The sequence below is a fragment of the Leclercia sp. EC_58 genome (assembly GCF_019584355.1).
Classification (GTDB): domain Bacteria; phylum Pseudomonadota; class Gammaproteobacteria; order Enterobacterales; family Enterobacteriaceae; genus Enterobacter.
On record NZ_VDAM01000001.1, the window covers coordinates 51,514 to 77,610 of the forward strand.

At 54.2% G+C, this 26,097-nt stretch carries 23 protein-coding genes and 5 tRNA genes; 13 read left to right on the plus strand and 15 right to left on the minus strand.

What is annotated here, in order from left to right; translation table 11 throughout:
• Positions 1 to 515 precede the first annotated feature (515 nt).
• Positions 516 to 965 carry an L-alanine exporter AlaE gene (gene alaE, locus FHC51_RS00265; RefSeq protein WP_220434652.1) on the plus strand — a complete coding sequence of 150 codons (450 nt, stop codon included), beginning with the start codon at positions 516 to 518 and terminating at the stop codon, positions 963 to 965.
• 32 nt (positions 966 to 997) lie between these two features.
• On the opposite strand, the gene FHC51_RS00270 is transcribed toward alaE, so the two are convergent.
• Entirely contained in the window at positions 998 to 1,342 is a 345-nt protein-coding gene (locus tag FHC51_RS00270) for a DUF2002 family protein (RefSeq protein WP_039030004.1), read from the minus strand.
• A gap of 161 nt (positions 1,343 to 1,503) precedes the next feature.
• Between FHC51_RS00270 and FHC51_RS00275 the strand changes: the two genes are divergently transcribed.
• From FHC51_RS00275 to emrB, 12 genes are all read left to right on the plus strand, one after another.
• Positions 1,504 to 1,830, plus strand: a complete 327-nt coding sequence (locus FHC51_RS00275) for a DUF883 family protein (RefSeq protein WP_103822647.1) — start codon at positions 1,504 to 1,506, stop codon at positions 1,828 to 1,830.
• A 241-nt stretch (positions 1,831 to 2,071) separates the two neighbouring features.
• Positions 2,072 to 2,317, plus strand: coding sequence for a glutaredoxin-like protein NrdH (nrdH, locus tag FHC51_RS00280; RefSeq protein WP_180209177.1), 246 nt, complete (start codon positions 2,072 to 2,074; stop codon positions 2,315 to 2,317).
• The gene (gene nrdI, locus FHC51_RS00285) at positions 2,314 to 2,724 is read left to right on the plus strand and encodes a class Ib ribonucleoside-diphosphate reductase assembly flavoprotein NrdI (RefSeq protein WP_103822649.1); all 411 of its coding nucleotides are present in this window, start codon (positions 2,314 to 2,316) and stop codon (positions 2,722 to 2,724) included. Before nrdH ends, nrdI begins: the two co-directional genes overlap by 4 nt.
• Positions 2,697 to 4,841, plus strand: a complete 2,145-nt coding sequence (nrdE, locus tag FHC51_RS00290; protein WP_220434653.1) for a class 1b ribonucleoside-diphosphate reductase subunit alpha — start codon at positions 2,697 to 2,699, stop codon at positions 4,839 to 4,841. The genes nrdI and nrdE overlap by 28 nt, the downstream gene beginning before the upstream one ends.
• Positions 4,842 to 4,850: 9 nt before the next feature.
• Positions 4,851 to 5,810 (plus strand): class 1b ribonucleoside-diphosphate reductase subunit beta, encoded by a 960-nt coding sequence (gene nrdF / locus FHC51_RS00295; protein ID WP_114385886.1) that lies wholly within the window; start codon positions 4,851 to 4,853, stop codon positions 5,808 to 5,810.
• 341 nt (positions 5,811 to 6,151) lie between these two features.
• Positions 6,152 to 7,354, plus strand: a complete 1,203-nt coding sequence (gene proV / locus FHC51_RS00300) for a glycine betaine/L-proline ABC transporter ATP-binding protein ProV (RefSeq protein ID WP_220434654.1) — start codon at positions 6,152 to 6,154, stop codon at positions 7,352 to 7,354.
• A complete protein-coding gene (gene proW / locus FHC51_RS00305) occupies positions 7,347 to 8,417 on the plus strand; it encodes a glycine betaine/L-proline ABC transporter permease ProW (RefSeq protein ID WP_220434655.1) in 1,071 nt (356 codons plus the stop codon). The genes proV and proW overlap by 8 nt, the downstream gene beginning before the upstream one ends.
• 9 nt (positions 8,418 to 8,426) lie before the next feature.
• The gene (gene proX / locus FHC51_RS00310; protein WP_156655146.1) at positions 8,427 to 9,422 is read left to right on the plus strand and encodes a glycine betaine/L-proline ABC transporter substrate-binding protein ProX; all 996 of its coding nucleotides are present in this window, start codon (positions 8,427 to 8,429) and stop codon (positions 9,420 to 9,422) included.
• A 135-nt stretch (positions 9,423 to 9,557) separates the two neighbouring features.
• The gene (locus FHC51_RS00315; protein ID WP_220434656.1) at positions 9,558 to 10,742 is read left to right on the plus strand and encodes an MFS transporter; all 1,185 of its coding nucleotides are present in this window, start codon (positions 9,558 to 9,560) and stop codon (positions 10,740 to 10,742) included.
• 309 nt (positions 10,743 to 11,051) lie between these two features.
• Entirely contained in the window at positions 11,052 to 11,582 is a 531-nt protein-coding gene (mprA, locus tag FHC51_RS00320) for a transcriptional repressor MprA (RefSeq protein ID WP_039029994.1), read from the plus strand.
• 124 nt (positions 11,583 to 11,706) lie between these two features.
• The gene (gene emrA, locus FHC51_RS00325) at positions 11,707 to 12,879 is read left to right on the plus strand and encodes a multidrug efflux MFS transporter periplasmic adaptor subunit EmrA (RefSeq protein WP_220434657.1); all 1,173 of its coding nucleotides are present in this window, start codon (positions 11,707 to 11,709) and stop codon (positions 12,877 to 12,879) included.
• Positions 12,880 to 12,895: 16 nt separating this feature from the next.
• Positions 12,896 to 14,443 (plus strand): multidrug efflux MFS transporter permease subunit EmrB, encoded by a 1,548-nt coding sequence (gene emrB, locus FHC51_RS00330; RefSeq protein WP_220434658.1) that lies wholly within the window; start codon positions 12,896 to 12,898, stop codon positions 14,441 to 14,443.
• Between the two features lie 65 nt (positions 14,444 to 14,508).
• Here the strand turns inward: emrB and FHC51_RS00335 are convergent, their stop codons facing one another.
• From FHC51_RS00335 to recX, 14 genes are all read right to left on the minus strand, one after another.
• Positions 14,509 to 17,220 carry an FKBP-type peptidyl-prolyl cis-trans isomerase N-terminal domain-containing protein gene (locus FHC51_RS00335; RefSeq protein ID WP_220434659.1) on the minus strand — a complete coding sequence of 904 codons (2,712 nt, stop codon included), beginning with the start codon at positions 17,218 to 17,220 and terminating at the stop codon, positions 14,509 to 14,511.
• Positions 17,217 to 17,585, minus strand: coding sequence for a hypothetical protein (locus FHC51_RS00340; RefSeq protein ID WP_146052340.1), 369 nt, complete (start codon positions 17,583 to 17,585; stop codon positions 17,217 to 17,219). The genes FHC51_RS00335 and FHC51_RS00340 overlap by 4 nt, the downstream gene beginning before the upstream one ends.
• Positions 17,586 to 17,824: 239 nt before the next feature.
• Entirely contained in the window at positions 17,825 to 18,340 is a 516-nt protein-coding gene (gene luxS, locus FHC51_RS00345; RefSeq protein WP_103822661.1) for an S-ribosylhomocysteine lyase, read from the minus strand.
• 152 nt (positions 18,341 to 18,492) lie between these two features.
• Positions 18,493 to 20,037: a glutamate--cysteine ligase gene (gene gshA / locus FHC51_RS00350; protein WP_103822662.1), complete on the minus strand. Its 1,545-nt coding sequence runs from the start codon at positions 20,035 to 20,037 to the stop codon at positions 18,493 to 18,495.
• 71 nt (positions 20,038 to 20,108) lie between these two features.
• Positions 20,109 to 20,537 (minus strand): YqaA family protein, encoded by a 429-nt coding sequence (locus FHC51_RS00355; protein WP_103822663.1) that lies wholly within the window; start codon positions 20,535 to 20,537, stop codon positions 20,109 to 20,111.
• Positions 20,534 to 21,100: a fructose-1-phosphate/6-phosphogluconate phosphatase gene (yqaB, locus tag FHC51_RS00360; RefSeq protein WP_114316938.1), complete on the minus strand. Its 567-nt coding sequence runs from the start codon at positions 21,098 to 21,100 to the stop codon at positions 20,534 to 20,536. Before yqaB ends, FHC51_RS00355 begins: the two co-directional genes overlap by 4 nt.
• A 249-nt stretch (positions 21,101 to 21,349) precedes the next feature.
• A tRNA-Arg gene (locus FHC51_RS00365) sits at positions 21,350 to 21,426 on the minus strand.
• A 197-nt stretch (positions 21,427 to 21,623) separates the two neighbouring features.
• Positions 21,624 to 21,700, minus strand: a tRNA-Arg gene (locus FHC51_RS00370).
• Positions 21,701 to 21,729: 29 nt separating this feature from the next.
• A tRNA-Arg gene (locus FHC51_RS00375) sits at positions 21,730 to 21,806 on the minus strand.
• Positions 21,807 to 21,870: 64 nt separating this feature from the next.
• A tRNA-Arg gene (locus tag FHC51_RS00380) sits at positions 21,871 to 21,947 on the minus strand.
• A gap of 4 nt (positions 21,948 to 21,951) precedes the next feature.
• A tRNA-Ser gene (locus FHC51_RS00385) sits at positions 21,952 to 22,044 on the minus strand.
• Between the two features lie 342 nt (positions 22,045 to 22,386).
• Positions 22,387 to 22,572 carry a carbon storage regulator CsrA gene (gene csrA / locus FHC51_RS00390; RefSeq protein WP_000906486.1) on the minus strand — a complete coding sequence of 62 codons (186 nt, stop codon included), beginning with the start codon at positions 22,570 to 22,572 and terminating at the stop codon, positions 22,387 to 22,389.
• Positions 22,573 to 22,813: 241 nt separating this feature from the next.
• On the minus strand, positions 22,814 to 25,441 hold the full coding sequence (gene alaS, locus FHC51_RS00395; RefSeq protein ID WP_220434660.1) for an alanine--tRNA ligase: 2,628 nt from the start codon (positions 25,439 to 25,441) through the stop codon (positions 22,814 to 22,816).
• Between the two features lie 131 nt (positions 25,442 to 25,572).
• Positions 25,573 to 26,073, minus strand: coding sequence for a recombination regulator RecX (recX, locus tag FHC51_RS00400; RefSeq protein WP_220434661.1), 501 nt, complete (start codon positions 26,071 to 26,073; stop codon positions 25,573 to 25,575).
• Between the last annotated feature and the right edge of the window lie 24 nt (positions 26,074 to 26,097).

Here is a 26,097-nt window from a genome sequence, read left to right on the forward strand (position 1 = left end):
ACAGGGAATTAAGAATATATAATGATGGTTATTTTCACTTTGAATGATTTATTCAGGACCGCTGTTTAATCATTATTTATTACCACTGTGCTATTACCGGCATCAGTGGTTGAGCCGCTGCAGCGCAAAACGAATATTCATTCATCTGCATCGCATAAAACCAAATCATCAATCTCAGAGCTTTACGCTGCACAACATCATTTTAACAACATAACCGCCTTGCGACATGGGCGTTTTTCCTTACCTGAACACAGGTCATGCCAGACGCGGAAAAACGTTACATTAAGTCGTTGTTTTAAAACATAAAAACAGAGAGTAACAAAGAAAATAACGCAACACTGGCAAAACCGGTTCGTTTAGAGAATTTTACGGACAAAACGCCAGTAAATAAAAATTTATCGCTAATTGAGAGTTTCAATGCAGAGAGATACGCTATACAAGAAAAACAAAGCAAACTAAAGCACTATCCCAACCCGCTTTAGCCTCGTTATCGTATCATCTTCAGGAGTCAGAACATGTTCTCACGGCAGTCTCGCCTGCGCCACGCTGTAGCGGACACATTTGCAATGGTGGTCTACTGTTCGGTGGTGAACATGCTGATTGAAATATTCCTCTCCGGAATGACCTTTGAGCAGTCACTTTCTTCACGTCTGGTCGCCGTGCCGGTGAACATCCTTATTGCATGGCCGTACGGTTTCTACCGCGATGCGGTGATGCGTTTTGCCCGCCGCTATTCATCTACCGTCTGGATGAAAAATCTGGCGGACGTGGTGGCCTATGTCACCTTCCAGTCGCCGGTATATGTCGCCATTTTATTAACGGTGGGCGCAGACTGGCACCAGATCGCCGCTGCTGTAAGTTCGAATATTGTGGTGTCGATGATGATGGGCGCCGTCTACGGCTATTTCCTCGACTACTGCCGACGTCTGTTTAAAGTGAGCCAGTACCAGCAGATCAAGGCCTGAAACACGGCGACTGGCGAAAGCCAGTCGCGTCGTTATTGCGAGTCGCCAAACAGGCCTTTCAGAAAGCGTTCCAGCGCCATGCGGGAACTGAAACCATGCGGAATACCATAATGTTCCTGATTATTGCCCCCTAAATAGAGCGGGAACTGCTGGTAATGGTCGCTGGTTTTCATCTCTGAAGCAGGCTCCGCGAAGGAAAGACTTCTCTCTTTCAACGTCGGATGAATGATCAGCGCAGTGCGCCCCATGCGGGCTTCCCGGTTCACATAAACATAATTATCGCCACGACGATAACCGTATGCTTTTTGTGTTACCACATCCACCGTAAATCCCGCTTTTTCAAGTTCGCGCGCAACCTCATCGGGTCGTAAATACATATTCTTTCCTCGTTATCATTTCCTGCCGGGCAACCTTACCGTATTCAGCATTAGCAGTGCTTTCAGAAAAATCCATAAACGGCCTGATAAGCCGTGACCAGCTTCAGATATTAAAAAGGTGGTCTAAACTGTTTATTACCGCAAATTCAAGGGAGAATTGTATGTTTAGCCGATCAAACCGAAACGATGTTGAGGACGATGCTCAGGATATCCATAACGATGTCAGGAAATTAGCGGATACGCTGGAAAGCGTTTTGAAATCCTGGGGATCGGATGCGAAGGGCGAAGCGGAAGATGCGAGACGTAAGGCGCGGTCGCTACTGCGCGAAACCCGTGCGCGTCTTAATGGATGCTCCACCAGCAAACAGTCTGCCTGCGATGCCATAAACTGTGCGAACACCTTTATTCGCGAGAGACCCATGTGTGCGGTAGGTACCGTCGCGGCCGTCGGGATCTTCATCGGTGCGCTGCTCGCCCTGCGTAAGTAACGCCCAACGCCGAACTATGCTCTTCTACCCCAATGCCCTGCGGTGTTGGGGTTTTTCATTTTTATAAGCCATAGCCCCCCTTCCCGTAACAGTTGTTACCGGCAGCAAATACGCTTGAATTTCCCATATCTTGTGTGGTTGAAAGTTTAGATAACTACATCTAGTATTCCTTTTAGCAAGACAGACTCCTGGTGACGCGTTCAATCGCGTTGGACCCCCATTTTAAATGGAAATACGAATCATGCGCATTATTATTTACACTCGTGACAACTGTGTGCAGTGCCATGCCACCAAACGCGCCATGGAGAGTCGGGGCGTGAGCTTCGAACTGGTGAATGTGGATCAGGTTGCCGACGCGGCAGAGAGGCTTAAAGCCCAGGGGTTCCGCCAGTTGCCGGTGGTGGTCGCCGGGGAGATGAGCTGGTCGGGGTTCCGTCCGGATCTGATTAACCGGCTGCCGCAGGCTGCGCAGGCCGCCCGGGCATGAGCCTGCTCGTCTACTTCTCCAGCAGCTCGGAGAACACGCACCGCTTTATCGTGCGCCTCGGGCTGCCCGCCGTGCGGATCCCGCTGAACGAGCGGGAGCGCATTCAGGTGGACGAGCCTTTTATTCTGGTGGTGCCCAGCTACGGCGGCGGTGGAACCGCCGGGGCGGTACCGCGCCAGGCGATCCGCTTTCTTAACGATCCCCATAACCGGGGGCTTATCCGCGGGGTGATCGCCGCCGGCAACCGTAATTTCGGCGATGCCTTCTGCCGCGCCGGGGATGTCATCTCACAAAAGTGCGGCGTGCCGTACCTCTATCGCTTTGAGCTGATGGGGACACAGCAGGACGTCGACAACGTGCGTAAAGGAGTAAACGAATTTTGGCAACGACAACCGCAGAACGCGTGATGCAGGGATCGCAGGATTTCCATGCCCTGAACGCTATGCTGAACCTGTACGATGGTGACGGGAAGATCCAGTTCAGCAAAGATCATGAGGCGGTGGACGCCTTTTTTAACGCCCATGTCCGCCCCAACAGCATGACCTTTGCCAGCCCGCAGGCGCGTCTGGACTACCTGCTCAGGGAAGGTTACTACGACCCACGGGTGCTGGCGCGCTATGAGAGCAGCTTTGTGCTGGCGCTCTTTGCCCATGCCCATGCCAGCGGTTTTCGTTTCCAGACCTTCCTCGGCGCCTGGAAGTTTTACACCAGCTATACGTTGAAAACTTTCGACGGAAAGCGCTATCTGGAGAGCTTTGAGGATCGGGTGGTGATGGTCGCCCTGACCCTGGCCCAGGGAGATGAAACGCTGGCCCGCCAGCTGACGGACGAGATCCTTTCCGGGCGTTTTCAGCCCGCCACGCCTACCTTCCTCAACGGCGGCAAGGCGCAGCGCGGGGAGCTGGTCTCCTGTTTCCTGCTGCGTATTGAAGACAATATGGAGTCGATTGGCCGGGCGGTCAATTCGGCGCTACAACTTTCCAAACGCGGCGGCGGCGTGGCCTTTTTACTTTCGAACCTGCGGGAAGCGGGGGCGCCCATCAAGCGCATCGAGAACCAGTCCTCCGGGGTGATCCCGGTGATGAAGATGCTGGAAGATGCCTTCTCCTACGCCAACCAGCTCGGCGCGCGCCAGGGGGCAGGGGCGGTCTATCTTCATGCCCATCACCCGGACATCATGCGTTTTCTTGATACCAAACGCGAAAACGCCGACGAAAAAATTCGCATCAAAACCCTCTCCCTGGGGGTGGTGATCCCGGATGTTACCTTCCGGCTGGCAAAAGAGAATGCCGATATGGCGCTCTTCTCCCCTTACGACGTGGAGCGCATCTACGGTAAGCCGTTTGGCGATGTGGCGGTGAGCGAGCTGTATGACGAGATGGTGGCAGATACGCGGATCCGCAAAAAAACCCTCAACGCCCGAGAGTTCTTCCAGCGGCTGGCCGAGATCCAGTTTGAGTCCGGCTATCCCTACATCATGTACGAGGACACGGTCAACCGCGCCAGCCCCATTGCCGGGCGCATCAATATGAGCAACCTCTGCTCGGAGATTTTGCAGGTTAACAGCCCTTCAACCTATGACGAGAATCTGGACTACGCCCGTACCGGGTACGATATCTCCTGCAATCTGGGCTCGCTGAATATTGCCCACACCATGGACTCCCCGGATTTTGGCCGCACCGTTGAGACCGCGGTGCGCGGCCTGTCGGCAGTGTCGGAGATGAGCCACATCCGCAGCGTGCCGTCGGTAGAGGCCGGGAATGCCGCCTCGCACGCCATTGGGCTGGGGCAGATGAATCTGCACGGCTATCTGGCGCGGGAGGGCATTGCCTACGGCAGCCCGGAGGGGCTGGATTTCACCAACCTCTACTTCTACACCATCACCTGGCACGCGCTGAACACCTCAATGATGCTGGCCCGTGAAAAAGGGCAGCGATTCGCCGGTTTTGAGCAGTCGCGTTACGCCAGCGGAGAGTACTTTAACCTGTACCTCAGCGGCGACTGGCAGCCAAAAACGGAAAAAGTGCGGGCGCTGTTTACCCGCACCGGGGTCCGCCTGCCAACGCGGGCGATGTGGCAACAGCTGCGCGACGACGTGATGCGCTACGGCATCTACAACCAGAATCTGCAGGCGGTACCGCCCACCGGGTCGATCTCGTACATCAACCATGCCACCTCAAGCATTCACCCGATTGTGTCGAAAATCGAGATCCGCAAAGAGGGGAAAACCGGGCGCGTCTACTACCCTGCCCCGTTTATGACGAATGAGAATCTGGACCTCTATCAGGATGCCTATGAAATCGGCCCGGAAAAAATTATCGATACCTACGCCGAGGCGACAAAACATGTCGATCAGGGGCTGTCGCTGACGCTCTTCTTCCCGGACACCGCCACCACCCGCGACATCAACAAAGCGCAGATCTATGCGTGGAAGAAAGGGATCAAGACCCTGTACTACATTCGCCTGCGCCAGCTTGCGCTGGAAGGCACCGAAACAGAAGGCTGCGTGTCCTGCGCGCTGTAAGGAGAGAGCATGAAACTGTCCCGGGTTCACGCCATTAACTGGAACAAGATTGAAGATGACAAAGATCTGGAGGTATGGAACCGCCTGACCAGCAACTTCTGGCTACCGGAAAAGGTGCCGCTGTCGAACGACGTTCCGGCGTGGCAGACCTTAAGCCACGAAGAGCAGCAGCTCACTATCCGCGTCTTTACCGGCCTGACGCTGCTCGACACGGTGCAGAATACGGTGGGCGCGCCGGCGCTGATTGACGATGCGCTGACCCCGCACGAAGAGGCGGTGATGTCGAATATCAGCTTTATGGAGGCGGTGCATGCCCGCTCCTACAGCTCCATCTTCTCGACGCTTTGTCAGACCAAAGATGTGGATGCCGCGTACCGCTGGAGCGAAGAGAGCGTCACGTTGCAGCGTAAAGCCCAGCGGGTACTGGAACAGTACCGCGCCGACGAACCGCTGAAGAAGAAGATCGCCAGCGTCTTTCTGGAGTCGTTCCTTTTCTACTCCGGCTTCTGGCTGCCGATGTACTGGTCGAGCCGGGGTAAGCTCACCAATACTGCGGATCTGATTCGGCTGATCATCCGGGACGAGGCCGTGCACGGGTATTATATTGGCTATAAGTATCAGAAAGGTCTGGAGAAAGTTAGCGAGGCCGAACGCGAGGCGTTGAAGGGTTTTGCGCTGGATCTGCTGATGGATCTGTATGATAACGAGCTGAACTATACCGACGAGCTCTATGCCGGAACGGGCTGGGAGGAGGATGTGAAAGCGTTCCTCTGTTACAACGCCAACAAAGCGCTGATGAACCTCGGCTACGAGGCGCTCTTCCCGCCGGAAATGGCGGAGGTAAACCCGGCGATCCTCGCCGCGCTCTCGCCGAATGGTGACGAAAACCATGATTTTTTCTCCGGGTCGGGATCGTCCTATGTCATGGGAAAAACGGTGGAGACAGAAGACCAGGACTGGGATTTTTAAGTAAAATAAATCGGTTTTCAATGCGAAATATATCACTTAATGTCTGACAAATATCTCTTCGTGATCTACGCTGTAATTCTCCGGTCATATTCGCCTGAATCACATCGATTCAGGCGAAATTTCCCATCCGCACGGTAAAAATCTCAAAAAAATTCATTTCCCGCTCAGCCCTTATCTCATGGGAAATTGAGCGATATTGCCTGCGTGCAAACCACGGCAAAATTCATGCCACAAGCGCCGCAAGGGTTGTCTCAGATTCTGAGTATGTTAGGGTATGGCCTGCTTATTATTTCACTGGTAACGCTATCGATTTAAATAAATAACGGGACATTCTTTATTGCATGGCAATTAAATTAGAAGTTAAAAACCTCTACAAAGTATTTGGCGAGCACCCGCAGAGGGCTTTCAAATATATTGAAAAAGGTCTCTCAAAAGAACAAATTCTGGAAAAAACCGGGCTATCGCTTGGCGTTAAAGACGCCAGTCTGGCCATTGAAGAAGGCGAGATATTTGTCATCATGGGATTATCCGGTTCGGGTAAATCCACTATGGTTCGCCTTCTCAATCGCCTGATTGAACCCACCCGCGGACAGGTGCTGATTGACGGCGTCGATATCGCCAAAATATCAGACGCCGAGCTCCGCGAGGTGCGCAGAAAAAAGATCGCGATGGTGTTTCAGTCGTTCGCCCTGATGCCGCATATGACGGTGTTAAATAACACTGCTTTCGGCATGGAATTAGCCGGCGTACCGGCCAATGAGCGCCAGGAAAAAGCGCTGGATGCGCTGCGTCAGGTGGGGCTGGAAAATTACGCCCACGCATATCCGGATGAACTTTCCGGCGGGATGCGCCAGCGCGTGGGATTAGCCCGCGCATTAGCGATCAACCCCGATATATTATTAATGGACGAAGCCTTCTCGGCCCTCGATCCATTAATTCGCACCGAGATGCAGGACGAGCTGGTAAAACTGCAATCCCGACATCAGCGCACCATTGTCTTTATTTCCCATGACCTCGATGAAGCCATGCGAATTGGCGACCGGATTGCCATTATGCAAAACGGCGAAGTGGTTCAGGTGGGTACTCCGGACGAAATTCTGAATAATCCGGCAAATGATTATGTCCGCACCTTCTTCCGTGGCGTGGATATTAGCCAGGTATTTAGCGCCAAAGATATTGCCCGCCGCACGCCAAACGGCATTATCCGTAAAACGCCAGGTTTTGGCCCGCGCTCGGCGCTGAAGCTGCTGCAGGATGAGGACCGGGAATACGGTTATCTGGTTGAACGCGGGAATAAATTTGTCGGTGTTGTCTCCATCGACTCCCTGAAAACCGCCCTTGGCGAAAATCAGGGTATCGATGCAGCGTTAATTGACGCGCCACTTGCCGTGGACGCAGAAACGCCGCTCAGCGAGTTGCTCTCCCATGTCGGCCAGGCGCCCTGTGCGGTGCCGGTAATTGGAGAGGAACAACAGTACGTCGGCATCATTTCAAAACGCATGCTGCTGCAGGCTTTAGATCGCGAGGGGGCAAACAATGGCTGATCAATCTAACCCGTGGGGTACTACAGAGGCGGCGGACAGCGCGGCGCAATCCGCTGACGCGTGGGGTTCTTCTACGCCAGCACCCGCCGACGGCGGCGGCGCTGACTGGCTGACCAGCGCTCCGGCGCTGGAACCAGAACATTTCAATATTATGGATCCGTTCCATAAGACCCTGATCCCGCTCGACAGCTGGGTGACGGAGGGGATCGACTGGGTGGTGACCCACTTCCGCCCGGTCTTCCAGGGGATCCGCGTCCCGGTGGACTACATCCTCAACGGCTTCCAGCAGCTGATGCTGGGGATGCCTGCTCCGGTCGCCATCGTGCTCTTCTCGCTGATTGCCTGGCAGTTTGGCAGCGCGGGAATGGGGATCGCCACGCTGATCTCGCTCATCGCCATCGGCGCCATTGGCGCGTGGTCCCAGGCGATGATCACCCTGGCGCTGGTACTGACCGCTCTGCTCTTCTGCGTGGTGATCGGCCTGCCGATGGGGATCTGGCTGGCGCGCAGCCCGCGGGCAGCGAAAATCATCCGCCCGCTGCTGGATGCGATGCAGACCACCCCGGCGTTTGTCTACCTGGTGCCTATCGTGATGCTGTTCGGCATCGGTAACGTGCCGGGCGTGGTGGTGACCATTATCTTCGCCCTGCCGCCGATTGTGCGTCTGACCATTCTGGGCATTAACCAGGTCCCGGCGGATCTGATCGAAGCCTCGCGCTCGTTTGGCGCCAGTCCGCGTCAGATGCTGTTTAAGGTGCAGCTGCCGCTGGCGATGCCCACCATTATGGCGGGCGTAAACCAGACCCTGATGCTGGCCCTGTCGATGGTGGTGATCGCCTCGATGATCGCCGTGGGCGGTCTGGGCCAGATGGTGCTGCGCGGGATTGGTCGTCTCGATATGGGGCTGGCCACCGTCGGTGGCGTCGGGATCGTGATCCTCGCCATTATCCTTGACCGCCTGACCCAGGCTGTCGGTCGTGATGCACGCAGTCGCGGCAACCGTCGCTGGTATACCACCGGCCCTGTCGGGTTGCTTACCCGCCCATTCACAACGTCTAAATAAGGAACAACGATGCGACATAGCGTACTTTTTGCCACAGCGTTTGCCACCCTTGCCTCTACCAGCGCATTCGCTGCCGACCTGCCGGGCACCGGTATTACCGTGCAACCGGTCCAGAGCACCATCTCCGAAGAGTCATTCCAGACCGGGCTGGTCAGCCGGGCGCTGGAGAAGCTGGGCTATACGGTTAATAAACCCAGCGAAGTGGATTACAACGTCGGCTATACCTCCATTGCCTCCGGCGATGCCACCTTTACTGCCGTGAACTGGCAGCCGCTGCATGACGACATGTACACCGCCGCGGGCGGCGACAAAAAGTTCTACCGTGAAGGGACCTTTGTCTCCGGTGCGGCTCAGGGTTACCTGATCGACAAGAAAACCGCCGACCAGTACCACATCACCAATATTGAGCAGCTGAAAGATCCGAAGATTGCGAAGCTGTTCGATACCAACGGAGACGGCAAAGCCGACATGATGGGCTGCTCGCCAGGCTGGGGCTGCGAAGCGGTGATTAACCACCAGAACAAAGCCTTCGACCTGGCGAAAACCGTGGAAGTGAGTCACGGCAACTACTCTGCGATGATGGCGGACACCATTGCCCGCTTTAAGGAAGGCAAGCCGGTCATCTATTACACCTGGACACCATACTGGGTGAGCGACGTACTGAAGCCGGGTAAAGATGTGGTCTGGTTGCAGGTGCCGTTCTCCTCCCTGCCGGGCGAGCAGAAGGATATCGACACCAAACTGCCTAACGGCATGAACTACGGCTTCCCGGTGAATACCATGCACATTGTGGCCAACAAAGCCTGGGCTGAGAAAAACCCGGCGGCGGCGAAGCTGTTCTCAGTCATGAAGCTGCCGCTGGCGGACATCAACGCGCAGAACGCGATGATGCATGCCGGCAAGTCATCTGAGGCCGATGTGCAGGGCCATATCGATGGCTGGATCAAAGCCCACCAGCAGCAGTTTGATGCATGGGTAAATGAAGCCCTGGCGGCACAGAAGTAACGCTACTCTGCTCCTCTCTCCTGGAGAGGGGAGCAGACCGCACGATCCATCACTTAACAACTCCCCGCCCCCTCACTTCATCCGTTATTATGGTTTACGAGAAAATAATCACTTAACTAATGATTTCGAAACCAAATGACAAAAACAACTCAAGGGCTTAGCCCCGCGCTTATTCTGCTGATGTCAGTGGCAACCGGTCTGGCGGTCGCCAGCAATTACTATGCGCAACCCCTGCTGGAAACCATCGCCCGTAACTTCTCGCTCTCGGCAAGCTCAGCCGGTTTTATCGTTACCGCCGCCCAGCTGGGATACGCCGTTGGTCTGCTGTTCCTCGTCCCGCTGGGGGATATGTTTGAACGCCGGGCGATGATTGTCTCCATGACGCTTCTGGCCGCGGGCGGGATGTTGATCACCGCCTCCAGCCAGTCGCTGAGCATGATGATCCTCGGCACCGCCCTGACCGGTCTTTTCTCAGTAGTGGCGCAGATACTGGTGCCGCTGGCCGCCACCCTCGCCTCGCCGGAAAAACGCGGTAAGGTGGTGGGCACCATTATGAGCGGCCTGCTGCTGGGGATTTTACTGGCGCGTACCGTTGCGGGCTTACTGGCGGGTATCGGCGGCTGGCGCACCGTTTATTGGGTCGCCTCGGTGCTGATGGTGGTGATGGCGCTGGCACTGTGGCGCGGCCTGCCGAAGGTGAAGTCAGAAACCCATCTCAACTATCCGCAGCTGCTGGGCTCCGTCTTTAGCCTGTTCATAAAGGATAAACTGCTGCGTACCCGGGCGTTGCTCGGCTGTTTCACCTTCGCCAACTTCAGCATCCTCTGGACCTCGATGGCCTTCCTGCTGGCCTCTCCGCCGTTTAACTATTCCGAAGGGGTGATCGGTCTGTTTGGTCTGGCCGGGGCTGCCGGTGCGCTGGGGGCGCGTCCTGCGGGTGGCCTGGCGGACAAGGGCAAATCGCACCTCACCACCACGGTCGGCCTGGTGATGCTGCTGCTCTCCTGGGCAGCAATCTGGTACGGACATGTCTCGGTGCTGGCGCTGATTATCGGCATCCTGGTGCTCGACCTGACCGTGCAGGGGGTGCATATCACCAACCAGACCGTGATTTACCGCGTCAAGCCGGATGCCCGTAATCGCCTGACGGCCGGGTATATGACCAGCTACTTTATCGGCGGTGCGGCCGGGTCGCTCATTTCGGCCTCGGCGTGGCAGCATGCCGGCTGGACGGGCGTGTGTGCGGTCGGGGCGGTGATGGCGCTGCTTAACCTGCTGGTCTGGTGGCGCGGTTATCACCGTCAGGAGGCTATTCAATAAGGTTTACATAAGTTTGGGGCTCTCAGGGTATTAAGGAGCCCCTCAGTCTGTTAAGGTACGCAATCATTTATACCGAAAATTTTTATGTGGGTAATATATTAGAATACCGCATGAATAGCTTACGCCTGATGACCCATCCCCGTTTTGCCAGCGTTACCCCCTCTTTTCTGTGCTTACCGGGTCACGGATCAACCCGGCTCTTGATGACAGTGAAATTCGTCTTGCGGATTTTATCTGCACAAATAATTCATTTACATTATTTGTCACTGTCGTTACTATATCGGCTGTAATTAATGAGGTTATGCCCAAATGGATAGTTCGTTTACGCCCATTGAACAAATGCTTAAATTTCGCGCCAGTCGCTATGCAGATTTCCCTTATCAGGAGATCCTGTTAACGCGTCTCTGCATGCACATGCAGGGTAAGCTGCTGGAAAATCGCAATAAAATGCTGAAAGCTCAAGGGATTAACGAGACGTTATTTATGGCGTTGATTACGCTGGAGTCTCAGGAAAATCACAGCATTCAGCCTTCGGAGCTGAGTTGCGCGCTGGGTTCGTCCCGTACCAATGCGACCCGTATTGCCGATGAGCTTGAAAAACGTGGCTGGATTGAGCGCCGCGAAAGTGACAACGACCGCCGTTGTCTGCACCTGCAACTGACCGAGAAAGGTCACGAATTCCTGCGCGAGGTGCTCCCACCTCAGCACAACTGCCTGCATCAACTCTGGTCGTCTTTAAGTAACGCAGAGAAAGATCAGCTTGAGCATATCACCCGTAAGCTGCTCACCCGTCTGGACCAGATGGATGAAGATGGCGCTGTTCTTGAGGCGCTGCGCTAACGCGACGACACGCTCCAAAATCCAGATTAATAAGAAAACCGTCAGGCCAGCATCTCATCGTGCTGGCCTTTCTGATAACAGGTCGGCTCAGCCGATGTGAAATAATAAGATCGTGGAGAACAACATGAGCGCAAATGCGGAGAACACAACCCCGCAGCAACCGGTCAACAAGAAAGGCAAACGCAAGCGCGCCCTTCTGCTGCTGACCTTGCTCTTTATTATCATTGCCGTGGCATATGGGATCTATTGGTTTTTAGTACTGCGTCATAGTGAAGAGACGGATGACGCGTATGTGGCAGGGAACCAGGTTCAGATTATGGCGCAGGTGTCGGGCAGCGTGACGAAAGTCTGGGCTGACAATACCGACTTTGTGCAAAAAGGTGACGTGCTGGTGACGCTTGATCCGACCGATGCCCAGCAGGTGTTTGAAAAAGCGCAGACTGAGCTGGCGTCAAGCGTACGTCAGACCCGCCAGCTGATGATCAACAGCAAACAGCTGCAGGCCAATATTGACGTGCAGAAAACCGCCCTCGCCCAGGCCCAGAGCGACCTCAATCGTCGCGTCCCGCTGGGTTCGGCTAACCTGATTGGCCGCGAAGAGCTGCAACACGCCCGTGACGCGGTCGCCAGCGCGCAGGCCCAGCTGGATGTGGCCCTTCAGCAATATAACGCCAATCAGGCGATCGTGCTGAATACCACGCTCGACCAACAACCGGCGGTAAAACAGGCGGCGACCGAAGTCCGTAACGCCTGGCTGGCACTGCAGCGTACCAAAATCGTCAGCCCGATGACCGGCTACGTTTCCCGTCGTTCCGTGCAGCCTGGCGCGCAGATCACCTCCTCCACCCCGCTGATGGCGGTGGTGCCGGCAACCAACCTGTGGATTGACGCCAACTTCAAAGAGACCCAGCTGGCGCATATGCGTATCGGCCAGACCGCCACGGTCGTCAGCGACATCTACGGCGACGACGTGAAGTACACCGGTAAAGTGGTGGGGCTGGATATGGGCACCGGCAGCGCCTTCTCGCTGCTGCCTGCGCAGAATGCCACCGGGAACTGGATCAAAGTGGTTCAGCGTCTGCCGGTGCGTATCGAGCTGGATGAGAAACAGCTGGCGGACCATCCGCTGCGTATTGGCCTCTCCACGCTGGTGACGGTGGACACCTCCAACCGTGACGGCCAGATGCTGGCAAACCAGGCACGTTCGAACCCGGCCTACGAAAGTAATGCCCGCGAGATCAGCCTTGAGCCGGTGAATAAACTGATCGATGAGATCGTGAAGGCAAACGCCGGTTAATCCGAAGGTGAGCGTTATGCAGCAGCAAAAACCGCAAAAACCGTTGGAAGGGGCGCAGCTGGTCATCATGACCATTGCGCTTTCGCTGGCGACATTCATGCAGGTGCTGGACTCCACCATCGCGAACGTGGCGATCCCGACCATCGCCGGGAACCTTGGCTCATCCCTGAGCCAGGGGACATGGGTGATCACCTCATTCGGGGTGGCGAATGCGATCTCTATCCCGATTACCGGCTGGCTGGCAAAGCGCGTCGGGGAAGTGAAACTGTTCCTCTGGTCAACAATCGCCTTCGTGCTGGCCTCCTGGGCGTGCGGCGTCTCCAGCAGCCTGAACATGCTCATCTTCTTCCGCGTGATCCAGGGGATTGTCGCCGGGCCGCTGATCCCGCTGTCGCAAAGTCTGCTCCTGAACAACTATCCGCCTGCCAAGCGCTCCATTGCGCTGGCGCTGTGGTCGATGACGGTGATTGTCGCCCCGATCTGCGGCCCGATTCTGGGCGGTTATATCAGCGATAACTATCACTGGGGCTGGATCTTCTTTATCAACGTGCCAATTGGCGCCCTGGTGGTACTGCTGACCCTGCAGTCGCTGCGTGGCCGCGAAACCCGCACTGAACAGCGGCGGATTGATGGCGTGGGGCTGGCGCTACTGGTGCTGGGCATCGGTAGCCTGCAGATCATGCTCGACCGCGGGAAAGAGCTGGACTGGTTCGCCTCCCAGGAGATCATCGTTCTGACTGTTGTGGCGGTGGTGGCGCTCAGCTTCCTGATTGTGTGGGAGCTGACGGACGACAACCCGATAGTCGATTTGTCGCTATTTAAATCACGCAACTTCACCATAGGTTGTTTGTGTATCAGCCTTGCCTACATGCTTTACTTCGGCGCGATTGTTCTGCTGCCGCAGCTGTTGCAGGAGGTGTACGGGTATACCGCCACCTGGGCAGGGCTGGCGTCGGCGCCGGTCGGGGTGATCCCGGTCCTGCTGTCGCCGATCATCGGCCGCTTCGCCCATAAGCTGGATATGCGACGCCTGGTGACCTTCAGCTTCATCATGTATGCGGTGTGCTTCTACTGGCGCGCCTATACCTTTGAACCGGGCATGGACTTTGGCGCCTCCGCGTGGCCGCAGTTCATCCAGGGGTTTGCAGTGGCCTGCTTCTTTATGCCACTGACCACCATCACCCTCTCCGGTCTGCCGCCAGAAAGGATGGCGGCGGCGTCCAGCCTGTCGAACTTTATGCGTACGCTGGCGGGCTCTATCGGCACCTCGATGACGACAACCATGTGGACCAACCGGGAGTCGTTGCACCATGCGCAGCTGACCGAGTCGGTGAACGTGTTCAATCCGCAGGCGCAGGAGATGTACAGCCAGCTGCAGGGAATGGGCATGACCGAGCAACAGGCATCCGGGTGGATAGCACAGCAGATCACCGCTCAGGGGCTGATAATTTCGGCCAACGAGATCTTCTGGCTGTCGGCAGGTGTGTTCATTGTGTTACTGGGGCTGATCTGGTTTGCCAAACCGCCGTTCGGGGCGGGTGGCGGAGGGGGCGGCGCCCACTGACGTGTTTGCCTGAAAAGAAAAACGGATCTGTATGCAGATCCGTTTTTTTATGGCCGCGGTTACGGCTACTTAATCCCAATAATTTTAATCGTGATGATCGAGACTGTACCTGGCGGTACGAAACCGGGGACACCCGATTCACCATACGCCTGCTTCGCCGGGATATGGATTTTTGCCTCTCCGCCCAGACCCAGCTTTTTCACTACCGTCTGGAACAGCGGCGGTAAATCTTTCACCCGACTGGCACGAATTTCATTCTTGGACATGACTTTACCGGTGCCGAGCACTTCATCGATTTCGGTCATGATTTCATTTTTGTCGTTGATCAGGGGAGCTTCACCTTTTTTAATCACCCTGTAGACAGCGCCATCAGGTAGTCGCTTAGCCCCCTTCTCATTCGCCGCTTTTGTCATGATAGCTTTACTCTGCTTTTCATTTTCACTTTGCGTTGCGACAAACTGTTTTTTCTGTAACTGATCCAGTGCCGTCAGCTCTTTCGAAAGCGTGGCTTCTGCCAGCTGTAGCTTGTTAGTCACCTTATCGTTAAAGCCCTGCATAAAGGCGTTAAGATCGAGTTTTTTACTCAGACCGTCCAGCTTGGCTTTCTCACGCTCTGCCGCATCGCCATACCATGCACCGATTGCGTAGCTGGTCTTCGTATCTTTTGACGCCGTCTTATCAATCTTCACCTGCTGCACAGGCGCAACGTCTTTTCCAGCCTTAGCCTGAGTCTCCTTTAACTTCTGGTTTTCAGCCGTCAGCGCTGTAAGAGAGCTATTTTGCGTTTTATATTTCTCCTCAAGCGAGGCGTTTTGCCTCTGTAGCTCTGCCAGCTGCTTTTTCAGTTCCGCGGTCTCTTTACCTGCGGTCGCCAGCTGCGCGCTGCTCTTCTCTTTCTCAATACCCGTATTGCTTTTATGTAAAGAGAGCAGGGATTCCTGAGAAGCGATAACTTTTTTAGCATCTTCAAGCTGCTTCAGCACAATATCGGACTTCGTTTTTTCACTGCTGAACTGCTTTTCCTGCTCGGCCAGACGGGTTTCCAGCGTCGCTTTTTGCAGGTTCAGTGCCGATAGCTGCGCTTTTAACGTGTCGAGCTCTTTGACCACACCGGTGCTTTTATCACCGCTCGCTTTAAGGGTAGCCAGCTGCGCATCCAGCACCTGCCGCTGCGCCTGCAGTTCTGCGAGCTGTTTGGTCAGGACGGCATTTTTCTCACGCGTCTCTTTCAACGCAATCAGCTCCGTTTCCAGCGCCTTTTTCTGCGTCTTCAGATCGCTCAACTCTTTGGCCAGCGCGGCGCTCTTTTCATCGGCGGTCTTCAGCGCGGTAAGCTGGGTTTCCAGCGCCTTTTTTTGCGCCTGCAGATCGGTCAGCTCTTTTGTGAGCGTCGCATTTTTATCAATGGCCTGTTTCAGCGTCGCCAGTTGAGTTTCCAGCGCTTTCTTCTGCGTTTGCAGATCGGTCAGCTCTTTAGTGAGCTTCTCTTTCTCGCTCCCGGCATTGCTTTTTTGCATTGCCAACAGTGACTCCTGAGAAGCCAGGACTTTTTTGGTATCTTCAAGCTGGCTCTGCGCGATGGCGGATTTCGCCTTCTCACTGTTGAACTCTTTCTCAAGCTCGGCCAGCCGCTTTTCCAGCGCGGTTTTTTGCTGGTTCTGTGTGGACAGCTGAGTTTTCAGGGCATCGATCTCACCCGTCAGGACAGTGCTCTTTTCAGAGTGAGTTTTAAGAGAGGCCAGCTGGGCATCCAGCGCATTCTTCTGCGCCTGCAGGTCGGCCAGCTGTTTGGTCAGCGCGGCGCTCTTTTCATCGGCGGCCTTCAGCGCGGTAAGTTGGGTTTCCAGCGCCTTTTTTTGCGCCTGCAGATCGGTCAGCTCTTTAGTGAGCTTCTCTTTCTCACTTCCGGCGTTGCTTTTTTGCGTTGCCAGCAGTGACTCCTGAGAAGCCAGGACTTTTTTGGTATCTTCGAGCTGGCTTTGCGTAATGGCGAATTTCGCCTTTTCACTGTTGAACTCTTTCTCAAGCTCGGCCAGCCGCTTTTCCAGCGCGGTTTTTTGCTGGTTCTGAGTGGACAGCTGAGCTTTCAGGGCATCGATCTCCCCTGTCAGGACAGTGCTTTTTTCAGAGTGAGCTTTAAGAGAGGCCAGCTGGGTATCCAGCGCATTCTTCTGCGCCTGCAGGTCGGCCAGCTGTTTGGTCAGCGCGGCATGCTGCGCGTTGGCTTTACGCAGTTGTTCCGCCAGTTCCGCGTTTTTTTGTTTCTCGATGTCAGCAGACTTTGGTAATGCCGCAATGAGGCTTTCGACAGCAAGTTTTTGCGCACTGCCATCCGGTTGCGGTTTAAGCCGGGCGAGCGCCTGCTCCTTTTCCGCAACGCGATCCTTTTCATGGGCAACCGCCTGTTCCAGAGAGGCTTTCTCTCTTTCTAAAACACTTAGCTGTTTATTTAACGCGGTAATGGTGGAGTTGGCCTGGCGAAGCGCGTCGTTCAGACGCGTAATTTTTGCCGGGTCTATCCCGGCAGCCTTGTCACTTTTAACGGCACTGGCACGGGGTACCGGATCAGCAGGCTTACTCGCCTGCGATTGGGGAAGATCCACTGCCGCCTTCTGGGGAGTTGTAGCGGTTTCAGGGGCAATAAAGGGGTTAGTTTTCTCCTGGCCGATAATTTTTTCATCATCCAGACGCTTTAATAAATCCGTGCCAACTGCAAGCGCCTTTCCGCCTGATAATAACAATCCGCAGTACAGTGCTGCGCTAAAGAATTTATTCATAACTTATTCATTTCATTAGCACGGTTCATCATGTTGGTATAAACCGTATTACGAATCCTTACGCATACCAGCGATAATTTTTTATTAATTTCGGTGAGCATAACCTCCGAAGCATTACCATCCACCAGGGATTTATTCGATTCGTAAATTTTATAGTTTTTATTAATATTATCGAATTGCTTACGGTAGGATTCATAGGCTACGGGGTCGAGCTTCTGTAACGCGGAAAACTCCTGATAGCATTGCACTTCCTGCTTACGCTCAGCAGGTGCTTTCGCAATAGGCGTCGTAACGCTTCCAGATCCGCATGCAGACAAAAAAAGAGTAGAAAAAAGGATGGCGGCACCTGTCAAATAAACTTTCATAAATCCCTCTGATTTTTATCTATTCCATGAAATATCAACGCACCCATAATTACAATGAATGCGTATTAATACATCATCCATAGATATAATATATAATTAACCATCATGCGTTGGCTGCAATAATAGTCACAAAGAGAGGGATGCACAACGAGAGATAATTTTTTAGGAATTTATAAATAAACAAGGCAGAAGGGCGTAAAATTACCCAGCTCACGCTTTGTTGAGAGCCGGGTAATGAACTAGATGTGCAGTTCCTGCAGCTTCTCTTTTGGCAGCGCCAGTTCGTCGTTGCTGTTAACGCGAACGTCACGCTCAAGAATGTGGCGGGCGATATCCTGTGCTTCTTCCAGAGAGTGCATCTGATATGTGCCGCACTGGTAAACGTTGAGTTCCGGGATCTGGTTCTGCTCTTTCACCTTCAGCACGTCAGCCATCGCCGCTTTCCAGGCCTCAGCAACACGGGTCTCTTCCGGCACCCCAATCAGGCTCATGTAGAACCCGGTACGACACCCCATAGGCGAAATATCGATGATCTCAACGCCGTTACCGTTCAGGTGATCGCGCATGAAACCGGCAAACAGGTGCTCCAGAGTGTGAATGCCTTTTTCCGGCATCACTTCTTTATTCGGTACGCAGAAACGCAGGTCGAATACCGTGATCGTATCGCCGTGCGGGGTATGCATGGTCTTCGCAACGCGTACAGCAGGTGCTTCCATACGGGTATGGTCGACAGTAAAGCTATCTAATAACGGCATACGTCACCTCCGATAGTGATTTTTTTTTAAAAATAATGAACTCTTCAATTCAACGCGAGTCTGAGTATATGAAAGACGCGCATTTGTTATCATCATCCCTGTTCTTCAGAGATGTTATTTTGGCCACAGCGATGTGGCCTTTTTCTTTTCTGTCAGCCTTGTTTCGCCAGAAACTCAGCAAACGACTCTGTATCCGCCGCCTCAATCTCAGCCTGACGCACCATTGATGCTTCACGTTCAGCAGCAAACTCCGCTTCGGTAAGCACTTCCAGCGGCTCCTGCAGCAGCATATCGCGATACTCCGCCGCCAGCGCACGGCCGGTGCCACCGATACCCCGATCAATCATAGAACGCAGAATGCGTGCCGAGAATGTCAGCTCCGGATTATCAAAACTTTCGACCAGCTGATCGCACACCTGCTGATACTCATCACCACCATAGACGCTATCCAGTGTGTGGGCGACACGTTTGAGATCGCGGAACAGATCTTTCCCCACCTGCTGCAGCGGGAACTGTGCCGTCTGGCAACCGATGCCCAGCGTCAGGCCTGGTTTGCGCCCTTCGAGGATCACCCGGTTCCAGTTAGTGCGGGTGCAAAGCAGTTCGTCAGAACTCATTTCCGGCGCATCGGCCAGCACGCACCAGACCATAAACAGATCGAGGAAGCGTACCTGCTGCTCGTCCACGCCAATTGGCGAGAACGGGTTGATATCCAGGGAGCGTACTTCGATGTACTCAATCCCACCGCGCTGTAACGCATCCGACGGAGTTTCTCCGCTGCGCGTGACGCGTTTCGGACGGATAGGCGCATACAGTTCGTTTTCAATCTGTAAAACGTTACTGTTGATTTGCAGGCGCTTACCGTCTTTCTCAAGACCGATCTCTTCGTAGGCTTCGGACGGGGTTTTGATCGCCCGCTTTAATCCTGCCACATACTCATGCAGATCGTTAAACGTAATTCCGAGATTGCTTTGCGACTTATTGGTATAACCCAGATCGCTGAGACGCAGGGAGGTCGCGTACGGCAGGTAGTACATGCCGCATTCGGTTTTCTCAAACGGCAGCGTGGTCGGTTTGCCCTGCAGGAAAGAGGAGCAAATCGCCGGAGACGCACCAAACAGATACGGGATGACCCAGCCGAAGCGATAGTAGTTACGAATCAGGCGGAAATAGCCTGCGGAGATCGCCTCTTTATCCGTTTCGCCGCACTTCGCCTGCCAGAATGCCATCGGCAAGGAGAAGTTATAGTGCACGCCAGAAATCGTCTGCATCAGCGCACCATAGCGATTTTTTAATCCTTCGCGATAGAGCGTTTTCAGACGACCGATATTGGAGGTGCCGTACTGCGCCAGTTCAATATCCTGCCCCTGCGCGATATAGCAAGGCATACTCAGCGGCCACATCCGCTCATCACCCAGATTACGAGCGCTGTAGCGATGAATGTCACGCATGATTTTCAGCATGTGGTCAATTTCGCCGTCGACCGGCGTAATAAACTCAAGCAGTGCTTCGGCGAAATCAGTGGTGATCCATTTATGGGTCAGCGCCGAACCCAACGCCTGTGGATGGCCCGTCGTTGCGAGACTGCCATCTGCGTTAACGCGCAGCGTTTCGCGCTCAAGACCGCGCTGAATACCCTTCAGAGCCTGAGGGTGGTTTTCCAGCCAGGCCAGTGCCTGTGATACGTCCGGGATCAATTCGACCTCCCGCCTGTCAAAATCATTTTATTTAGCATAATTGTAATGGTTTCTGGTCACAAACAGTCCAATTAGTGCCACCACGTCATGCCCTGCAAAGTTGCAACCGCTACAAGAATGTAGCGCAACGCCTTGCCAAGGCATAAAAAAAAGAGCACAGGCCCCCAGGGGATGCGCATCCATCCCGCCAGCAGGCACAGTAAATCACCGATTACCGGCATCCAGCTTAATAAAAGCGTGGCAGCGCCATAGCGTTTTAGCCAGCCGACTGCCTTTTCCTGCCAGCGCGACGTTTTGCGTAGCGGAAAGAATCGCCCAAGAATAACGTTAGTCAGCCCTCCAAGGCTATTACCCATTGTTGCTATTAACACGAGCAACCACGGCTGACTGACGCTGGACAAGAGCATCGCCACCAGCACCACCTCGGAATTTCCGGGAAGGATCGTAGCGCTTAAAAAACTGCTGGCGAATAATGAGGCGAGTGACAGTGCGTCACTCACAGTAAGCGAACATCCACCGCGGCCATACCGGCGTCTCGCGCCGCCTGAATACCGAAATCGGCATCTTCAAACACGACACACTTCGCGGGAGGGACTCCCATCAGCTCTGCACAAAGCAGAAAGGTGTCAGGTGCAGGTTTATGGTTTTTAACGTGATCGGCCGCGACCACGGCAGAGAAATAGTGGCGCAGGTTAAGATGGTTGAGCAGCGCTTCGGCGATAGCGCTTTCACTGCCCGTACCAACGGACATGGGACGTCGCCCGTGCCACGCCTTCACCACCTCGATTAAGGGCAAAGGACGTACGGTGTCCAGCAGCATGGCTTTTACCGCATCGGTTTTTTCACGCGCGAGCAGGTGCGGGTCGAGATCGGCCTGATTCAGTTCAATCACGGCCTGTGCTATACGCCAGGTAGGAGATCCGTTGAGGGCAATCATCGCCTGTAAGTCGAAACGCATTCCGTAACGGCCAAGGACCTCAGTCCAGGCTTTACGATGCGTAGGCTCGGTGTCCAGGATGGTGCCATCCATATCGAAGATCAAACCGTCATACTGTGCGTACATCGTGCTCTCGCTAAACGATTAACAAAGCATTACTTTATCGTAAATGGCGGTTTTTGTCGCTGACAGTGAAGATGATTGCTGACGAAACGTCGAAGGAATAAACAATGAGGGAGAATATGGTGCATCCGGGAGGATTACTCGGCGTTGCCTCGCCCTCCGGGTCGTTGCTGAAGCAACGTTATCCTCCCTGGTGCTGACGATTGATTCGCAGACCATGAAACAACAGCCTGGCTGTTATCTCTGAGAAGTTGGTGCATCCGGGAGGATTCGAACCTCCGACCGCTCGGTTCGTAGCCGAGTACTCTATCCAGCTGAGCTACGGATGCATCGGGATTTACTACTGTTACTGCTGATACTCGGTATTGCTTCATAAGCAATACAAAGTAAAAGATGGTGCATCCGGGAGGATTACTCGGCTGCGCCTTGCCCTACGGGTCGTTGCTAAAGCAACGCTATCCTCCCTGGTGCTTGCGATTGACTCGCAGAGCATGAAACAACAGTTTAGCTGCTATCTCGGAGAATATGGTGCATCCGGGAGGATTCGAACCTCCGACCGCTCGGTTCGTAGCCGAGTACTCTATCCAGCTGAGCTACGGATGCATCGGGATACTGCTTTGAGATGTAGTAAATGGTGCATCCGGGAGGATTCGAACCTCCGACCGCTCGGTTCGTAGCCGAGTACTCTATCCAGCTGAGCTACGGATGCATCGGGATTTACTACTGTACTGCTCGATATTCATATCACTTCTAAAGCAATATGAAGTAATAGATGGTGCATCCGGGAGGATTCGAACCTCCGACCGCTCGGTTCGTAGCCGAGTACTCTATCCAGCTGAGCTACGGATGCAAAATGGCGGTGAGGCGGGGATTCGAACCCCGGATGCAGCTTTTGACCGCATACTCCCTTAGCAGGGGAGCGCCTTCAGCCTCTCGGCCACCTCACCACACAACGCCTCTTTCGAGTGCTTCGAGTAACTCGCTAAGAGCTTCTCGTCGCTGCGTGGCGCATATATTACTTTCTGGGACTTATAAGTCAAACAATTTTCCACAAGCTTTTATCGTTTGCACAATTCACAGGCAATTCGGACGTAAAACCCGCAAAGAGAGTGTTTTATAAACGTATTTTGCCCCTCTTTCTGCACTCTTCTGCATGAAGAACGGTGGATTTTGGCGAAGTAAAAGAGATGAGAGTGGTCAAAAACAGAGCGAACGAAACAGAACGGTAACTTTAAGGAAGGAGAATGTCAGGAGGGGTGCGTCTCGCCAGAGAGCGAGACGCGATAATATCAGTAACTTGACTGCTGGGATTTTTCAGCCTGGATACGCTGGTAGATCTCTTCACGATGAACAGAGACTTCTTTAGGGGCGTTCACACCAATACGTACCTGGTTACCCTTTACCCCTAAAACTGTCACGGTGACCTCATCCCCAATCATGAGGGTCTCACCAACTCGACGAGTCAGAATCAGCATTCTTTGCTCCTTGAAAGATTAAAAGAGTCGGGTCTCTTGTATCCCGGCATTATCCATCATATAACGCCAAAAAGTAAGCGATGACAAACACGTAATGTGTAGGTAGTCACGGCATCACAATCTGTTAAACGTAAGTTTAGCCGATATACACAAACTCAACCTGACTTTATCATTATCGATAGCGTAGAGCGCAGTACGCCATAATAGTGTCGTTATGGCGTCTGATTACGCTTTGTAATTATTACAGTTTCGAACTTACCCAGCTTTCTACGCTGGCCAGCGCTGCCGGGAGGGCCGCTGCGTCCGTACCACCGGCTTGCGCCATGTCAGGACGACCACCGCCTTTACCGCCCACTTGCTGAGCGACCATACCAATCAGCTCCCCTGCTTTCACACGGTCGATCACGTCCTTAGATACGCCCGCAATCAGAGAAACCTTACCTTCCGCTACCGTAGCCAGAACGATAACCGTTGAACCGAGCTGGTTCTTCAGATCGTCGACCATGGTACGAAGCATTTTCGGCTCAACGCCCGTCAGCTCGCTGACCAGCAGTTTAACGCCTTTAATTTCAACCGCTTTGCTGGAGAGGTTTGCGCTCTCCGCAACCGCAGCCTGCTCTTTCAGCTGCTGGAGTTCTTTTTCCAGCTGGCGGGTACGTTCCATCACGCTGCGCACTTTCTCGCCCAGGTTCTGGCTGTCGCCCTTCAGCAGTTGGGCGATGTCGTGCAGCTGATCGCTCTCCGCATGGAGGCTGGCAATCGCGCCTTCACCAGTGACCGCTTCGATACGACGAACGCCTGCCGCGGTACCGGATTCGGACACGATGCGGAACAGACCAATGTCGCCCGTACGGCTGGCGTGCGTACCACCACACAGCTCGGTGGAGAAATCACCCATGCTCAGCACGCGCACACGGTCGTCATACTTCTCGCCGAACAGGGCCATTGCGCCTTTATTCTTCGCCGCCTCGAGATCCATGATGTTGGTTTCGATCGGCAGGTTACGACGGATCTGGGCATTAACCAGATCTTCCACAGCGCGGATTTCTGCCGGTTTCATCGCTTCAAAATGGGAGAAGTCGAAACGCAGCACTTTGTCATTCACCAGCGAGCCTTTCTGCGCAACGTGCGTACCCAGAACCTGGCGCAGTGCGGCGTGCATCAGGTGCGTCGCGGAGTGGTTCAGACGAATACGTGCGCGGCGCGCTTCGTCAACGGTAGCCTGAACGCCCTCGCCCACTTTCAGTTTGCCGGATGCCAGCGTCCCCTGGTGGCCAATTGCCTGACCATATTTCTGCGTGTCGCTGACGGCAAAGCTGAAACCATTGCCTTTCAGTTCGCCTTTATCTCCCACCTGGCCGCCTGATTCTGCGTAGAACGGCGTCTTGTCCAGAACCACAACGGCAGTCTGGCCCGCACTGATGCTCTCCACGGCTTTGCCGTCAACAAACAGGGCAGTCACTTTGCCGTTGGTTTCCAGATGCTCGTAACCTTCAAATTCACTGCTGCCATCAACGCGGATCATGGCGTTGTAATCGGCACCGAAACCGCTGGATTCACGCGCACGACGGCGCTGCTCTTCCATTGCCGCTTCGAAGCCCGCTTCGTCAACATTGATGTTGCGCTCGCGGCAAACATCAGCCGTCAGGTCAACCGGGAAACCATAGGTGTCGTACAGACGGAAGGCGGTTTCGCCATCCAGGGTGTCGCCTTTCAGCTTCGACAGCTCGTCGTCCAGCAGGGTCAGGCCACGTTCCAGCGTACGGGCAAACTGTTCTTCTTCGGTCTTCAGAACCTGCTCAACCTGCGCCTGCTGACGTTTCAGCTCTTCGCCCGCGGCGCCCATCACGCCAATCAGTGGCCCCACCAGCTTATAGAAGAAGGTATCTTTCGCGCCCAGCATGTTGCCGTGACGGATCGCGCGGCGAATGATACGGCGCAGCACGTAGCCGCGGTTTTCATTCGATGGGATCACGCCGTCAGCAATCAGGAACGCACAGGAGCGGATGTGGTCGGCAATAACGCGCAGGGATTTGTTGCTCAGGTCGGTCGCGCCAGTCACGTCGGCAACGGACTTAATCAGAGTGCTGAACAGATCGATGTCGTAGTTGGAGTTAACGTGCTGCAGTACCGCGGCAATACGCTCCAGACCCATACCGGTATCCACGGATGGCTTCGGCAGTGGCTCCATAGTACCGTCGACCTGACGGTTGAACTGCATGAAGACGATGTTCCAGATCTCGATGTAACGGTCGCCGTCTTCTTCTGGGCTACCCGGAGGGCCGCCCCAGATGTGGTCGCCATGATCGTAGAAGATTTCGGTGCAAGGACCGCACGGACCGGTATCGCCCATCTGCCAGAAGTTGTCAGACGCGTACGGGGCACCTTTGTTATCGCCGATGCGAATAATGCGTTCGCGCGGGATACCGACTTCTTTTTCCCAGATTTCATAGGCTTCATCGTCGGTTTCGTAGACGGTAACCCACAGGCGCTCTTTCGGCAGGTTGAACCAGTTTTCACCGGTCAGCAGTTCCCATGCGTACTGGATAGCGTCATGTTTGAAATAGTCGCCGAAGCTGAAGTTACCCAGCATCTCGAAGAAGGTGTGGTGACGTGCGGTATAACCGACATTTTCCAGATCGTTATGTTTACCACCCGCACGTACGCAACGCTGCGAGGTGGTCGCGCGGGAATAATTACGCTTGTCGAGACCAAGGAAGACATCCTTGAACTGGTTCATCCCGGCGTTGGTAAAGAGTAAAGTTGGATCGTTGTTCGGTACCAGGGAGCTGCTGGCAACAACCTGATGTCCCTTACTATGGAAAAAATCGAGAAACGCCTGTCGGATCTCAGCGGTGCTCTTGCTCATAATTATCCTGAAATCAAGCTAACGAAATGTCACAGCGGGTCACTACGCAACCGTTGTTGGACGGACCAGCTACTGTAAAAAGTGGGAATAAGATAAGTTTTCTTTGGAGGGAAGTAAAATCCCGTATGCGTTCAATCGGTAAAATTACGCCAGATATCCTGTATATCCTCCATCAGGAAACCGCGGTAGAGCAAAAAGCGCTGGATTTTGACTTTTTCTGAAAATTCACGCGGCAGTGGTTCGCCGTATTTTCGCACCGCCTGTTCCCGTGCCAGCGCGCACCAGTCAATCTCGCATTCACGCATCGCGCGTTCTGTAATTTCCCGTAGGATACCTTTCTGATTAAGCTCCTGGCGGATACGCGCCGGGCCATAACCTTTACGGCTGCGGCTGGCGATAAAGCGAGAGACGAAGCGGGTATCGTCCAGATAGTTATGCTCATAACACCAGGCAATAACGCGATCATAATCTTCCGCGGTCGCGTCGATTTGTTCCGGGCCGTTTTTGCTCATGACCGGCGCCATGAGTTTGCGGCGCAGCTCCTGTTCGCTATGGTCGCGCACACTCAGTATGCGTACCGCGCGATCAAGCAGACGGTTCCAGGCGGGGCGTCGGGGGGATGATTCACTCATAAAGCACCTGCTGAAAAACAAATG

Bases quoted from the DNA above. Each gene is read 5' to 3' on its own strand.
- alaE (WP_220434652.1), top strand. From the start codon at position 516: ATGTTCTCACGGCAGTCTCGCCTGCGCCACGCTGTAGCGGACACATTT.
- FHC51_RS00270 (WP_039030004.1), bottom strand. From the start codon at position 1,342: ATGTATTTACGACCCGATGAGGTTGCGCGCGAACTTGAAAAAGCGGGA.
- FHC51_RS00275 (WP_103822647.1), top strand. From the start codon at position 1,504: ATGTTTAGCCGATCAAACCGAAACGATGTTGAGGACGATGCTCAGGAT.
- nrdH (WP_180209177.1), top strand. From the start codon at position 2,072: ATGCGCATTATTATTTACACTCGTGACAACTGTGTGCAGTGCCATGCC.
- nrdI (WP_103822649.1), top strand. From the start codon at position 2,314: ATGAGCCTGCTCGTCTACTTCTCCAGCAGCTCGGAGAACACGCACCGC.
- nrdF (WP_114385886.1), top strand. From the start codon at position 4,851: ATGAAACTGTCCCGGGTTCACGCCATTAACTGGAACAAGATTGAAGAT.
- proV (WP_220434654.1), top strand. From the start codon at position 6,152: ATGGCAATTAAATTAGAAGTTAAAAACCTCTACAAAGTATTTGGCGAG.
- proW (WP_220434655.1), top strand. From the start codon at position 7,347: ATGGCTGATCAATCTAACCCGTGGGGTACTACAGAGGCGGCGGACAGC.
- proX (WP_156655146.1), top strand. From the start codon at position 8,427: ATGCGACATAGCGTACTTTTTGCCACAGCGTTTGCCACCCTTGCCTCT.
- FHC51_RS00315 (WP_220434656.1), top strand. From the start codon at position 9,558: ATGACAAAAACAACTCAAGGGCTTAGCCCCGCGCTTATTCTGCTGATG.
- mprA (WP_039029994.1), top strand. From the start codon at position 11,052: ATGGATAGTTCGTTTACGCCCATTGAACAAATGCTTAAATTTCGCGCC.
- emrA (WP_220434657.1), top strand. From the start codon at position 11,707: ATGAGCGCAAATGCGGAGAACACAACCCCGCAGCAACCGGTCAACAAG.
- emrB (WP_220434658.1), top strand. From the start codon at position 12,896: ATGCAGCAGCAAAAACCGCAAAAACCGTTGGAAGGGGCGCAGCTGGTC.
- FHC51_RS00335 (WP_220434659.1), bottom strand. From the start codon at position 17,220: ATGAATAAATTCTTTAGCGCAGCACTGTACTGCGGATTGTTATTATCA.
- FHC51_RS00340 (WP_146052340.1), bottom strand. From the start codon at position 17,585: ATGAAAGTTTATTTGACAGGTGCCGCCATCCTTTTTTCTACTCTTTTT.
- luxS (WP_103822661.1), bottom strand. From the start codon at position 18,340: ATGCCGTTATTAGATAGCTTTACTGTCGACCATACCCGTATGGAAGCA.
- yqaB (WP_114316938.1), bottom strand. From the start codon at position 21,100: ATGTACGCACAGTATGACGGTTTGATCTTCGATATGGATGGCACCATC.
- csrA (WP_000906486.1), bottom strand. From the start codon at position 22,572: ATGCTGATTCTGACTCGTCGAGTTGGTGAGACCCTCATGATTGGGGAT.
- alaS (WP_220434660.1), bottom strand. From the start codon at position 25,441: ATGAGCAAGAGCACCGCTGAGATCCGACAGGCGTTTCTCGATTTTTTC.
- recX (WP_220434661.1), bottom strand. From the start codon at position 26,073: ATGAGTGAATCATCCCCCCGACGCCCCGCCTGGAACCGTCTGCTTGAT.